Raw genomic sequence first — 12,074 nt, forward strand, 5'->3', positions numbered from 1 at the left:
GCTGTTGCGGCCTCTTCGCGAGCAAGCCCGCTCCCACATTGGATCTGTGGCGTTCACAAATTCCTGTGGGAGCGGGCTTGCCAGCGATGAGGCCAGTGCGAACACAACCAAATTCAAAGCCCAAACGCTGTACCTGTGGGAGCGGGCTTGCTCGCGAAGAGGCCAGTCAGCACGCCGCCATCGTCACTGCCCAAACCGATACTCCCGCTCCACCCGACACACCCGCGTCTGAAATTTCGAATACCACTGCGCCCGCCCACGCGCCTGAATCACCCGGTGCTCGGGATGCTCGCGCCAGGCCAGAATCGCCGCCTCGCTCTGCCAGTACGAAATGGTGATCCCGACCCCGTCTTCCCCGCGAATCGAATCAATGCCGAGAAACCCCGGTTGCTCGCTGACCAGTTCCATCATGCGCTCGGAGGCCGCGGCGTAACCGTTGTCACCCTCGGTGCGGGTCGAGGTGAAAATCACTGCGAAACAGGTTTGGTCCGGCTTCATGGGCGCTGCTCCACGCACGCTTCGACGAACGCCTGCACCAGTGGCGGGATCTGGCCCTTGAGCGCGGCGCGTTCCGGCTGGAACAGCGTGGCGACAAAAAACACATGGTCTTTCAATTCGATCGCCCGCAAGTCACCCGCCGAATCGTGCCCCACGGCGTGTAGCTGATGAGTCAGCAATTCTCTTTCGAACTGCGGATTCACACCGTAGCGACAGCGATAGCCTTCATGAATCTCCGACGTTTCGTACGCCTTGGCAATCAACGAGCCGGCGACCAGATGAATGCTGTCCACGGCCTCCACCAATGAACAGGTCAATGGCGTAAGCACCGCTCGCTGCGAGTCCGGCGACGTTTCACCATGCTCGGCATCGGCCCAGCCCAGCACATTGCGGGAAAATTCCAGCACCGCATGCTGAAAACCGCCGCAGGTGCCGAGGAAAGGGCGCTGTTGTTCGCGGGCAAAACGGATGGCCCTGAGTGCGCCAGCTTCACTCTTGTAGGGGCTGGCCGGGACGCACCAGAAACCGTCGAAGTTTTGCAGCGGAGCATCGGCGTGGATCTGCTCGGTGGGCAGCCATTCGAATTGCACATCGCGGCCGCTCTGCTCGGCGATCAGGCCGAGGGCAACGGGGATCGCCTGGTGGGCGGTGACTTGGGGATCGTGATCGCCGATCAGGGCGATGGAAATGGCGTCCATGGGATTTCCTTGATTTGAGTGAGTGATGAATCTCTGTGTGCAGTTGTCGATCACCGGGGCTCACTATAGATTGGCGTTCACGCACTCAATATTGGCGTTTCCCCAAGTGATCAATGCAGCGACGCACTATCGGCTCGACTACCCGGATCTGGCGCTGATCCTCGCTTTGGTGCGTGGCGGCTCTCTGGCCCGGGCGTCGCAGTTGCTCAGGGTCGATGTGTCGACGGTGTTTCGCGCGGTGCGTCGTCTGGAGTCAGCGCTGGGTCAGCAATTGTTCGAAAAGAGCCGCGCCGGTTACCTGCCAACCACCCTCGCGCAGACTTTGGCCGAGCAGGCCGAACGCGCCGAGCAGGCACTGGAAGCGGCGCGGATCGGCGTGGAGCAGGGCGGCCAAGTGGTCAGCGGCACGGTGCGCCTGACCTGTACCGATTCGGTGCTGCAAGGTCTGCTGCTACCGGCGTTGGCGCAGTTCATGCCGAACTATCCGGCGCTGACCATCGAGCTGAGCACCACCAACGATTTCGCCAACCTCAGCCGCCGCGATGCCGACATCGCCCTGCGCCTGACGCGTACGCCGCCGGAACACCTGGTCGGACGGCAATTGGCGAAGGTTTCCTACCGGGTCTGCGCCAGTGCGCGTTACCTGCAAAACGTCGATGCGACGGATCTGGCGGCGCTGACCTGGATTGCTCCGGACGAGTTTTTGCCCGATCACCCGACCGTCGCCTGGCGGCGCCAACAGTTGCCCGGCGTGATCCCGAGTTATCGCTGCAACAGCATGCTTTCGGTCACTGAACTGGTGCGTGCCGGGCTGGGCGTGGCGGCGTTGCCGGACTTTCTGATGACCGAGGGTTTACAGGCCTTGAGCGAACCGCTGCACGGTTATGACACCGCGCTGTGGTTGCTCACCCGCCCGGACTGCCGGGCGTTGCGCTCGGTGGTCACGCTGTTCGATGAACTCGGGCGGGCGCTGCGACTGGCGTGATCAGGGCTGGCGAGTCTGGCAAATGTGTTCGTGCAACTCGCGGGTCAAACCCTCAATGCGTTCGGTCAGGCTTTTGGTCATTTTGGTGAGCTGGGTGTTCTGCTCCAACAACTCGAGCAGTTGCGCAGTGGTCTTCGCCGCCTGCGCCTGACGTTCGGTGTTGGCCTCCGCCAGCGCTTCGCGGTGCTGTGCATCGGCATCCGCTTGCGCTTTGTCGCGCGCGGCCTGACGGGTTTGTGCCAGCAGAATCAACGGTGCGGCGTAGGCGGCTTGCAGGCTGAACGCCAGGTTGAGCAGGATGAACGGGTAGACGTCGAACTGCGTCACGCCCAACACGTTGAGGCCGATCCACACCGCGACGATCACGGTTTGCGCACCGAGGAACAGCGGCGTGCCGAAGAATCGCGCGAAGGCCTCAGCGCGCAGGGCGAACGCATCGTTGCCGAAGGTGGTGTTGAGGTGGGCGTGGGGGCGGTGGAAGCGCAAGTGGTCGACGGGGGCGGGCGCGGGGACGTCGGGTTTTTCTGTGGTCATGATGGGCTCGGCAGGACTTGGGACTGAAGTTCACTATAGTCCTGCATCGAGGCTTATGGCCCTTTCGCGAGCAGGCTCGCTCCTACAGGGGAACGCATTCCAATGTGGGAGCGAGCCTGCTCGCGAAGGCCGCGACGCGGTCTCTCAGCCCGGCGCCCGCTCATTGGCAAACATGCTCACCGCCTGCACCGCTTCACTGGCGCCATCGCGGATCTGCAGAATCACGCTGCCGGCCTGATCCGCCAGTTCAACGCCTTGTGCTGCCCGCCCTCGGGTGCCTTCCATGCTTTTGATCGCCTGGCGGGTTTCGCTCTGGATCAAACCGATCATGTTGGAAATCTCCGCCGTCGAGCCGCTGGTGCGCGCCGCCAGTTGCCGCACCTCATCCGCCACCACCGCAAAGCCGCGGCCCTGATCCCCGGCGCGCGCCGCTTCAATGGCGGCATTGAGCGCCAGCAGGTTGGTCTGGTCGGCAATCGCGCGGATCGTGTTGACGATCGCCGTGATCTGCTCCGAACGTTCGCCGAGTTGCGCGATCAAGGTCGACGACTGCGCGATGTCGTCAGCGATCTCCCGCATTTCACTGGCCGCTTGCTGGATCACCTGGGTGCCTTGCTCGGCGACTTTCCGGGTTTCCACAGAGATGTGATAAGCCGCGCTGGCGCTGCGGGCATCCTGCTCATGTTGCTCGACGCGGGTGGTGACGTCCGTGGCGAATTTCACCACTTTGCACAGGCGCCCGGAGGCGTCGTACACCGGGTTGTAGTTGGCCTCGAGCCACACAGTCTGCCCGCGCTTGTCGACGCGCTCAAACTGACCCTGAAACAACTCACCCTGGTTCAGCCGCCGCCAGAAATCCTCGTAAGCGCTGCTGTTGACCAGCTCCGGTCGGCAGAACAAGCGGTGATGTTTACCCTTGAGTTCGGCGAGTGTGTAACCCATGCGCGTCAGAAAATTCTGGTTCGCTGTGAGAATACTGCCGTCGAGGTTGAATTCGATCACCGCCATCGCCCGGTCGATTGCCTGAAGCTTGGCGTTGGCCTCGCTTTCCTGCTGCACCTTGGTCGTCACGTTCATGGCGAACTTGACCACTTTGACCACGCGCCCCGACGCATCCTTGATCGGGTTGTAGTTGGCTTCGAGCCAGATCGGCTGACCCTTGCTGTCCACGCGCTCGAAGGTGCCGGACTGGAACTGGCCGTTTTTCAGGCGCGACCACAATTCGGTGTATTGCGCGCTACGGCCAAACTCCGGGGTGCAGAACAAGCGATGAGGCTGGCCGATCACCTGTTCGGCGCGGTAACCCATGGTTTTTAGGAAGTTGTCATTGGCCTTCAACACCACGCCATCGAGGTCGAACTCGATCACCGCCATGGAGCGGTTGATGGCTTCGAGCAGGCCATTCTGTTCGGTGATGGTGTGTTGAAGGTCGTTGAGAGCGGACTGATGGCGATTGAAAAACATGTGAGCAGTACCTGGAAGTAGGGAAAGACGAGGTTTGTGTCCCTGTTTCCGCGCTGGCAGAGCAAATGCCGGATGAACATTTGCCATTAACTGCAAAGTGCCAGCATCCAGGCTGACGCGCCAATCTTATACAAACTAATTAATCTTGTACAAGAAAGTGCACGCCAACATGTGTAGAGCTTTTTCAAAGGCTGAATTGGCTGGCGTCGTTTGAGCTCGGACGACCCAGCGCCACGCTGATCGTATTGCGCCCCGTGTGTTTGGCGGTGTACAGCGCCTTGTCGGCGTCATCCAGCCAGGCAATCGCATCGGTGTAGGAAGGCTGAAAGCGCGCCAGGCCGATACTCAGGCTGACCCGCAATTCCGGCACATCGGGATGACGGTACTGGTGCAAGGCCAGGCGCAATTGTTCCATCCGCGCCTCGGCCTTGAGCAGTGGTTGGTCGGGCAGGATCACGCAGAACTCGTCGCCGCCATACCGGCCCGCCGGTTCACCTTCGGCCAGCAGTTTGAGTTCACGGGCCAGATGGCGTAGCACAGCGTCACCAATGATGTGCCCGTAGTTATCGTTGATGGTCTTGAAGTGATCGATGTCGATCAGCGCCAGAATGTCCGGGACGTGCTGCTGCTGGCAGCGCTCGAATTTGCTGTGCAGCAGATCTTTCCAGGCGCCGTGATTGAGCAGCCCGGTGAGGCTGTCGGTGCGGCTCAGGGCGCTCAACGCTCGTTTGTGCTGGGCGAGTTTGATCGCCAGTTGATAAGACACCATGCCCAGTGCCAGTGGATAAAGGGTGAGCATCGGCAGGCAGGCGCAGACCTGGATCTGCGTCATGGTCAGACTGAACTTGAAACCGAAAATTGCCCAGCCCAGCAGCACCCCGGCGAACTGGGCGAGTGCGCCGAATACGAACAGACGTCGTCCACCGGCGGCGACATTGTTCATGGTCATCATCGACAGGATGGTCACGGTGGTTAGCGGGTTGAACTGAAAACACGCGGTCCAGAAGCCGCCGCACAACGAGTCGTACAACAGATTGCGACGTTCGGCGTGGTAGGGAAAGTTCGAGCGGGTCGAAACCTGAAAGGCCAGATGCGGCCAGATAAAACCGTTGAACACCAGCAGCGCCCATAGCCAGGCTGGCATGTGCAGCGGATACAGTGCTGCCGCGACGCTGAAAAAGCCGACGCCCAGACCGATGGCCCTAGGCAGATAGATGCGTCTGGCGAATGACAAGCCTTTGCCGCGTTGGTTTTCCATGATGTCCTGCGCCAGATTCATCCTGAAATACTTTGCAGTGTCTTTTTCAGGCTGACCGTTCGTCGGTCAAATGTCGGACATTGTCATTTATTCCAGCGGGAATAATCAGTGTCCTTCCGAGCCATTTAATCGCGGTGGGTGCAGGAGAGGGGCGGTCTAGAGATGGTAGCGCGCCAGAAACATCTCCATTGCCGACTCGGCCACGGCTTGTTGTGTTGCCGCATCCAGCGGCGCCTGGCCCATGGAAATCTGCGGCCAGAAACCAAACGACTTCAACAGCCCCTGCACCTGCTGCGCGGCGAACTCAGGATCAACGGTTTTGAGCCGACCATCCGCCTGAGCGGCGCGAATCCACACCGTCAAGCCTTCTTCCCGCTCGCCCATGCGCGCCACCATATCCTGCGCGCGCTCCGGAGAATGGATGGTGGCGGCAATCGCCACCCGCGCCAGACCGAGAAAATTGTCATCGGCCATCATCTGCAGTTTAGCCAACAACATCTGCTGCAGTTGCTCGCGCAGCGGCTGATCCGGGCGATAGGTCACGGCCTGTTCGGCAGTGATGCGTGCCCAGAGCTGGTTGAGAATTTCGGCGAACAGTTCTTCTTTGCTCGGGAAATGGTTGTAAACCGTGCGCTTCGACACCCCGGCGGTGGCCGCGATCTTGTCCATGCTGGTGATCTCGAACCCGTTGGCACGGAATTCGGCAATCGCCGCCTGAATGATGGCTTCGCGTTTGCGGTCGGTGAGGCGCTTTGGAGCTGTCATAAGTACGCTTCGGCAGAGAAGGGGGGAATTACACTTGGCAGTTTACTTGTCATCCGGTTTGATGCAACCTAGAAACTACACCGTCCAGTGTAATGTTGCGTTAATCCGCGCAACCTAAAAACCAGACAGTTCGGCTGATGCGTGCGTGCCTTGGCCATTTATCGTCCCACCGTGAAAAACCGTGAATTGCGCGGTTTTTCTGGAGTCTCTCAGTCATGGCCAATCCAGATTTCCCTGCGGATCAAACTTCCACGCCTGAAGCCTCTCGCCAGGATCAAGGACTGTTCCGTAACCATGCGCCGGTGCAACGCGAAGGCCTGCGCAAGATGCTGCGGATCATGTGGAACATGATCTTTCACAAGCCACGCAATACCCGTCCCGCCGCTGCAATCCCGGTGCACGCGTTGACGCGTGAAGATTTGCTGGCAGCCCCCAACCACAGCGTCTACCGCCTCGGACACTCGACCTTGCTGCTGAAACTGCGCGACAAATTCTGGATCACCGATCCGGTCTTCGCCGAGCGTGCCTCGCCAGTGCAATGGGCCGGCCCGAAACGCTTTCACCAGCCGCCGATCAGCATCGACCAGTTGCCGCCGATCGAAGCGGTGATCCTGTCGCACAACCACTACGACCACCTCGATTACCAGGCGGTACTGAAACTGGCGGTTAAAACCAATTACTTCCTGACCCCGCTGGGCGTCGGCGATACCCTGATCAAGTGGGGCATCGACGCCAGCAAAGTCCGTCAATACGACTGGTGGCAGGGCACTGAAATTGCCGGCATCCGCTTCGTCGCCACCCCGTCGCAGCATTTCTCCGGCCGTGGCCTGTTCGACGGCAACAGCACCCTCTGGGCCTCGTGGGTGATGATCGACGGCGACACGCGGATCTTCTTCAGCGGCGACAGCGGCTACTTCGACGGCTTCAAACGCATCGGCGAACAGTACGGCCCGTTCGACCTGACCCTGATGGAAACCGGCGCCTACAACGTCGAATGGCCGCACGTGCACATGCAACCCGAAGAAACCCTGCAAGCGCACATCGACCTCAAGGGCCGTTGGCTGTTTCCGATCCACAACGGCACCTTCGACTTGGCGATGCACGCCTGGCACGAACCGTTTGATCGCATCCTGTCACTGGCCTGGGAACGCAGTGTTGCGATCACCACGCCGCAAATGGGCGAGGCGTTCAACCTGATGCAGCCGCAGCGCGGGAGTGCGTGGTGGTTGGCGGTTGAAGGGGAGAGTGAGGGCGTGGTTCAGAACGCCTGATGAGTTAAAACCGGTTCGCCTCTATAGAGGCGAACCTTATTTTTCGAGATTGTTTTCCGACATCAAGTCCCCATAGCTCACCAACGTGGAAACGTTTATGTCGCGGAATTTCCCCCGGAGAATCTCTTCCAGACTTTCCGGATTCAAACCAAGTCTTTGAGCTACGTCGGCTTTGCTCATGGGAGCTGTTTCGATGAGTGCAGCTAATCGTGTGACATGCCGGGCCTTATTTTGCATGTCACCCGCATCCACGCCTTCCAGATCCTTATAAACGCAACCTTTGCTTTCTTCGATTTCACTCAATTTCCACGTCCTTATTCAGCCATCGCATAATCCCCACGCCCCACCGCATCCGATGGCGCACCTATACTCGCACTGCGACCCGGCGCAAACCCCGGAAAGAACACCAACCCCTGCGCCTCAAACCGATACGCGAGCGCCAGCCGCGCCGCATCCGCCACGTCCTGCTGCGCTTCAAACCGCTGAATATCGTCCACCGCAACCTGCGCCTCGCGCGACAGCTGTTCCACGCTCCAGCCCAGCATCGCTCTGGCCTGGACGCAGTGCGTCGGGGTGAACTGGAAAAGGGCAATGCGTTCGAGGATGTGGTTCATCGCAAGAGAGGCCATGGTGTGCTCCGGGCTCAAGAGTGCTGATTGAAAATGTACTGTGTTTTTGTACAGTTGTTTTCGGCCGGGATCAAACGCATTTTTTGATTTGCCCTAGTTCGCCGCCTCCAACCAGACGGACGGTGCCTGTCCGAGGATGCGCCGGAACATCGTCGAGAATGCCGCCGGGCTCTCATAACCGAAGTCCAGGGCGATTCGCGTTACCGCTTCACCGGCCGCCAGACGTGCCAGTGCCAGCACCACGCAGGCCTGTTGCCGCCATTGGCTGAAGCTCAACCCGGTCTGCTGCCGAAACAATCTGTTGAAGGTGCGCAAGCTTATGTGCAACTGCTCGGCCCAGTGTTGCGGCGACTGATGGGCGTTCGGCTGAAGCAGAAAGGTCTGACACAAAGCGAGGAGCTTTCCGTCAGTCGGCAGCGGAATGTGCAAGGGCAGGGGCGCACTGCGCGCCAGTTCATGCAGCAGCAGGTCGATCAATACGCCGTCGCGTCCTTCGAGGTCATAAGTCAGCGGCACTTCCACGGCTTCCATCAACAAGTGCCGCATCAACGGTGAAACGCTGATCACCTGACAACGCTGGCCCAAATCTACCGCCCCCGGCTCGATGTACAAACTGCGCGTACTCACGCCGAGCATCAGCACTTCATGCGCCACTCCCGGCGGAATCCACACCGCCCGTTGCGGCGGCACTACCCAGTTGCCGTCATGAGTACGAACCTGCATCACCCCGGTCGCGCCGTACAGCAATTGCGCCCGCCGGTGCGTATGAAATGGCAACAGATGGCCGTGGGAATAATCCGTACCGATCGCCACCACCGGGCGCGGAGTGTCATCCAACTGACTGATCGAAATATTGCGCATCGAGGGCGTCCCGGTGATTGGCGTAAACACAAACATTATTGGCTGAGTTGCTGAAGCAGGCCAAGCCGCGTCGCTCTATCGTCGACAGCTCGCCATCACCGGAAGACGCGCCATGTTCTACCTACTGCTGACTCTCTTCGGCTGCCTGACCGGCGTCACCGCCGTCCTGTTCGGCTTCGGCGGCGGCTTCGTCGTCGTGCCGTTGCTCTATCGCATGCTCAGCGCCAGCCACGGCACCGACGACCCCATCGGCCAATCGGCCATGCACATCGCCGTCGCCACTTCGACCTGCGTGATGATCGTCAACGCCCTGATCGCCACCGACAAACACCGCCGCGCCGGCAACCTGATCCGCCATTACCTGTGGCCGCTCGGCGGCTTCATTGCCCTCGGCGCGATCATCGGCGCGATAGCCGCGGTGTGGGCCAGCGGCGAAATCATTCGCTACGCTTTCATCGCCTACCTCGGCGTGACCATCATCGACTGCCTGCTCAGACGCGGCTTCCTCACCCGCAGCGAAGGCGTCATCCCACGCCGACTCAGCAGAACAGAAACGTCCGCCGGCGGTGTAGGCATCGGCGCCATCGCCACGTTCCTCGGTGTAGGAGGAAGCGTCATGACCGTGCCGCTGTTGCGTCGCTGCGGGTTGAGCATGTCTCAATCAACGTCCATGGCGAATCCGTTAAGCGTGCCGGTGGCAGTGGCCGGAACGCTGACCTACATGGCACTGGCCGGATTCAGCGAGACGGATCTGGGCGCATGGTTTGTCGGGTATGTGGATTTGCTGGCGTTTGCGGTGTTGACGGCGGGGTCGTTGGTCGGGATTCGCTTGGCCACGCCGTGGATCGGACGGATACCGGATCGGCTGCATGCTTGGGTGTATATCGGTCTGTTAATCGTCGTGATGCTGGGCATGTTGCTCAAGTAGAGCCTCGATTCCTGCGCGCATCCTCTGCATACTTCGCAGCCTCATTCATTCAGGGATCGATCCATGCTCAAGGGACTGCTGCGCCTGGCGCCATACGCTGCGGCGCTGTTCACACTGATTTCCACCGCCCATGCCGAAGATGGCCGGCGCGTGTTCACCGGTACGCTGGGCAAGATGCCGATTGTGGTGGAGCTCAACACCACGCAGCAGGACGAAGTCACCGGCCGCTACTTCTATGAGAAGTATCACCGCGACCTGGAACTCAGCGGCTCGCTGCAAGACAGCACATTGAATCTCGTTGAAGGCAACAACCGCTATGGCGACGACAAACCGCTGCCCACCCTGAAGTTGAAATCCACCGCCAATGGTTGGCAGGGCGAATGGCAAAACCCCAAGGGCAAGAAGCTGCCGGTGCAACTGACCGATGCCAAACTTCCTGCGCCGAGCGCAACTACGCTGCCCTTTATTGCCACTTTGCCGAAGAGCGATCCCTACGAGTATTTGCGCTTACAGGGACTCAAGCTCAAACCGGAGGGGCTACGACCTGCAATGGTGGACGGAGCCTGAGTCGAAGATATCGTTGTTCAGTGTCGAGTCTGGCTATACGAAAGAAGAGCAGGAGCGGATCAATAACCACTTGCTCGGACGGCTCTGGACTGAAGTCATCGATTATCACCGCTGCATGATGGATGGCGGGGAATACGCCGAGTTCGATCAAGGGGCTGCCCCGGAGTTTCTCTCGCCGGATGTGGTCAGCCTGGACATTTCCACCGGTTACAGCTGCGGCGGCGCCCACCCGGATTTCGGCAGTTCGCCAATCAACCTCGACGTCCACACCGGCGAATTGTTGAAACTAAAAGATGTGCTGTGGATCGGTGAACCGAAAAACGCGGCCACCGAATACGATCAGATGAAAGTCATGGCGCCGTGGCTGGTCAAACAGTTCACCACGCTCTATCCCGAAGAGATGAAGAAGCCCGCCGAAGACGATGGCAACTGCGATTACACCGATGAAAGTGTCTGGGGCTATTCCAACTGGCACTTCACACCGAAGGGGATTTACCTGGGCGCTTACTTCGCCCGTTACCAACGTAACTGCGACAACCCCGATTGGTCAGTGCTGCCGTACTCGCTGGTCAACCAGCACCGTGGCGAAGCCAAACTGCAGCTGCCCAAAGGCTAACCATCACGCCAACCCCGGCGCTTCCCGCACAATGAAGTGATCCAGGTTCTCGATGTTGGCACTGAACACCCCGAACGTCTGTTCGGGGTTCTTCTTGCTCGGCACCTGCTTCAACTCCGGCGTCACGCCATAGAAGAAACAGAACAACTCCTTGTCGCTGTCGATCGCGTGCTTGATCTCTTCCAGAAACGCCTTGCGCTTGCGGTAGTTGTCGATCAACTTCTTGCTCAAGTAAACGTTCACCGAATACGGCTTCTTCTTCGCCTCATCCGCCTGCTTGAACCAGACCTTCTGCTCGAAATCGACGCGAAAACTCTGGGTGTAATCCTTGATCTCCTTGATCTTGCCCCAGTAAATCAGCCCCTTGTTGTCCGTCAGATACTCGATCTTCTTGAAGAACGAGCCATAAGGCGCCGTGTGCTCGCCGATCTTCAACGGCATGCGCTTGAGCAACTCCTTGTCGGCGAAGTTAGAGACAAAACACTCCACCGGATGCGCAAACACACTGGTCTTGTCCGGCGCCGTCTCACGCCCCGGCGACTCCTTGGAACTCACCTGCGCCACCCGCACCGGATCATCCCGCAACACATCCGCCGCCCCCGCAGGCGCAGCTGGCTTGCGCACATACTCACGCCGCGTCAGCAACAACTCCGACGGAAAATGCTCCTCCCGCCCGTCATCCGTTTCGCCATCCACCGCCTCAACCCCGGATGCCGACGCCCTCAAACTCACATACGGACAACCCGCCACATGTTGCGTCGTGGGCAGATTCTTGAAGTGTGGCGTGCGTACGTAATTCACGTTCTTGGCATTGAAGGTGCCTAACTCGTTTGAGGCATCAAACGCCAAACGACAGGCATCGTTGGGGCACTGGAAGTGTTCCTTCGCAGAATCGAACGCCACCGTCTCATCGAAATTGAGATCGCGAACGTCATAGATCGACAACTTGTCGTCGAGACTGAGGCAGTAGGCGAGATCGAATTTCATGGTGGGGCTCGGA

13 protein-coding genes and 1 pseudogene are annotated in these 12,074 nt (G+C 59.5%); 4 read left to right on the top strand and 10 right to left on the bottom strand.

What is annotated here, in order from left to right; all coding sequences use genetic code 11:
• Positions 1-183: 183 nt before the first annotated feature.
• Complete coding sequence (locus M0814_RS08295) at positions 184-498, bottom strand: antibiotic biosynthesis monooxygenase (protein ID WP_103485873.1); 315 nt, start codon at positions 496-498, stop codon at positions 184-186.
• Entirely contained in the window at positions 495-1,196 is a 702-nt protein-coding gene (locus tag M0814_RS08300) for a CTP synthase (protein WP_103485872.1), read from the bottom strand. The genes M0814_RS08295 and M0814_RS08300 overlap by 4 nt, the downstream gene beginning before the upstream one ends.
• Positions 1,197-1,239: 43 nt before the next feature.
• On the opposite strand from M0814_RS08300, the gene M0814_RS08305 reads away from it, so the two are divergent.
• Positions 1,240-2,181, top strand: coding sequence for a LysR family transcriptional regulator (locus M0814_RS08305; protein WP_103485877.1), 942 nt, complete (start codon positions 1,240-1,242; stop codon positions 2,179-2,181).
• On the opposite strand, the gene M0814_RS08310 is transcribed toward M0814_RS08305, so the two are convergent.
• The 4 genes from M0814_RS08310 to M0814_RS08325 form a co-directional block, all read right to left on the bottom strand.
• Entirely contained in the window at positions 2,182-2,715 is a 534-nt protein-coding gene (locus tag M0814_RS08310; RefSeq protein ID WP_103485871.1) for a DUF1003 domain-containing protein, read from the bottom strand.
• 144 nt (positions 2,716-2,859) lie between these two features.
• Positions 2,860-4,179 carry a PAS domain-containing methyl-accepting chemotaxis protein gene (locus M0814_RS08315; protein ID WP_103485870.1) on the bottom strand — a complete coding sequence of 440 codons (1,320 nt, stop codon included), beginning with the start codon at positions 4,177-4,179 and terminating at the stop codon, positions 2,860-2,862.
• A gap of 184 nt (positions 4,180-4,363) precedes the next feature.
• Positions 4,364-5,437 (bottom strand): diguanylate cyclase, encoded by a 1,074-nt coding sequence (locus tag M0814_RS08320; RefSeq protein WP_103485876.1) that lies wholly within the window; start codon positions 5,435-5,437, stop codon positions 4,364-4,366.
• 156 nt (positions 5,438-5,593) lie between these two features.
• Entirely contained in the window at positions 5,594-6,202 is a 609-nt protein-coding gene (locus M0814_RS08325; protein ID WP_103485869.1) for a TetR/AcrR family transcriptional regulator, read from the bottom strand.
• A gap of 215 nt (positions 6,203-6,417) precedes the next feature.
• On the opposite strand from M0814_RS08325, the gene M0814_RS08330 reads away from it, so the two are divergent.
• On the top strand, positions 6,418-7,473 hold the full coding sequence (locus M0814_RS08330) for an MBL fold metallo-hydrolase (RefSeq protein ID WP_103485868.1): 1,056 nt from the start codon (positions 6,418-6,420) through the stop codon (positions 7,471-7,473).
• A gap of 36 nt (positions 7,474-7,509) precedes the next feature.
• Here M0814_RS08330 and M0814_RS08335 read toward each other — a convergent pair whose 3' ends face one another.
• From M0814_RS08335 to M0814_RS08345, 3 genes are all read right to left on the bottom strand, one after another.
• The gene (locus M0814_RS08335; RefSeq protein WP_247868474.1) at positions 7,510-7,776 is read right to left on the bottom strand and encodes an XRE family transcriptional regulator; all 267 of its coding nucleotides are present in this window, start codon (positions 7,774-7,776) and stop codon (positions 7,510-7,512) included.
• An 11-nt stretch (positions 7,777-7,787) separates the two neighbouring features.
• Positions 7,788-8,102, bottom strand: a complete 315-nt coding sequence (locus M0814_RS08340; RefSeq protein WP_103485867.1) for a hypothetical protein — start codon at positions 8,100-8,102, stop codon at positions 7,788-7,790.
• 93 nt (positions 8,103-8,195) lie between these two features.
• Entirely contained in the window at positions 8,196-8,963 is a 768-nt protein-coding gene (locus tag M0814_RS08345; RefSeq protein WP_103485866.1) for a helix-turn-helix transcriptional regulator, read from the bottom strand.
• 112 nt (positions 8,964-9,075) lie between these two features.
• Between M0814_RS08345 and M0814_RS08350 the strand changes: the two genes are divergently transcribed.
• The gene (locus M0814_RS08350) at positions 9,076-9,891 is read left to right on the top strand and encodes a sulfite exporter TauE/SafE family protein (RefSeq protein ID WP_103485865.1); all 816 of its coding nucleotides are present in this window, start codon (positions 9,076-9,078) and stop codon (positions 9,889-9,891) included.
• Positions 9,892-9,954: 63 nt separating this feature from the next.
• Positions 9,955-11,074, top strand: a pseudogene (locus M0814_RS08355) (hypothetical protein).
• A 3-nt stretch (positions 11,075-11,077) separates the two neighbouring features.
• On the opposite strand, the gene M0814_RS08360 reads toward M0814_RS08355, so the two are convergent.
• Entirely contained in the window at positions 11,078-12,061 is a 984-nt protein-coding gene (locus M0814_RS08360; RefSeq protein ID WP_103485864.1) for a hypothetical protein, read from the bottom strand.
• Between the last annotated feature and the right edge of the window lie 13 nt (positions 12,062-12,074).

The sequence above is a fragment of the Pseudomonas sp. MWU12-2020 genome, from assembly GCF_023100605.1.
GTDB lineage: Bacteria > Pseudomonadota > Gammaproteobacteria > Pseudomonadales > Pseudomonadaceae > Aquipseudomonas > Aquipseudomonas fluorescens_H.

What these genes read in the sequence shown, in the direction of transcription:
- M0814_RS08315 (WP_103485870.1), bottom strand. Translation starts at nt 4,179, where the DNA reads ATGTTTTTCAATCGCCATCAGTCCGCTCTCAACGACCTTCAACACACC.
- M0814_RS08325 (WP_103485869.1), bottom strand. Translation starts at nt 6,202, where the DNA reads ATGACAGCTCCAAAGCGCCTCACCGACCGCAAACGCGAAGCCATCATT.
- M0814_RS08320 (WP_103485876.1), bottom strand. Translation starts at nt 5,437, where the DNA reads ATGGAAAACCAACGCGGCAAAGGCTTGTCATTCGCCAGACGCATCTAT.
- M0814_RS08310 (WP_103485871.1), bottom strand. Translation starts at nt 2,715, where the DNA reads ATGACCACAGAAAAACCCGACGTCCCCGCGCCCGCCCCCGTCGACCAC.
- M0814_RS08330 (WP_103485868.1), top strand. Translation starts at nt 6,418, where the DNA reads ATGGCCAATCCAGATTTCCCTGCGGATCAAACTTCCACGCCTGAAGCC.
- M0814_RS08345 (WP_103485866.1), bottom strand. Translation starts at nt 8,963, where the DNA reads ATGCGCAATATTTCGATCAGTCAGTTGGATGACACTCCGCGCCCGGTG.
- M0814_RS08360 (WP_103485864.1), bottom strand. Translation starts at nt 12,061, where the DNA reads ATGAAATTCGATCTCGCCTACTGCCTCAGTCTCGACGACAAGTTGTCG.
- M0814_RS08340 (WP_103485867.1), bottom strand. Translation starts at nt 8,102, where the DNA reads ATGGCCTCTCTTGCGATGAACCACATCCTCGAACGCATTGCCCTTTTC.
- M0814_RS08300 (WP_103485872.1), bottom strand. Translation starts at nt 1,196, where the DNA reads ATGGACGCCATTTCCATCGCCCTGATCGGCGATCACGATCCCCAAGTC.
- M0814_RS08295 (WP_103485873.1), bottom strand. Translation starts at nt 498, where the DNA reads ATGAAGCCGGACCAAACCTGTTTCGCAGTGATTTTCACCTCGACCCGC.
- M0814_RS08350 (WP_103485865.1), top strand. Translation starts at nt 9,076, where the DNA reads ATGTTCTACCTACTGCTGACTCTCTTCGGCTGCCTGACCGGCGTCACC.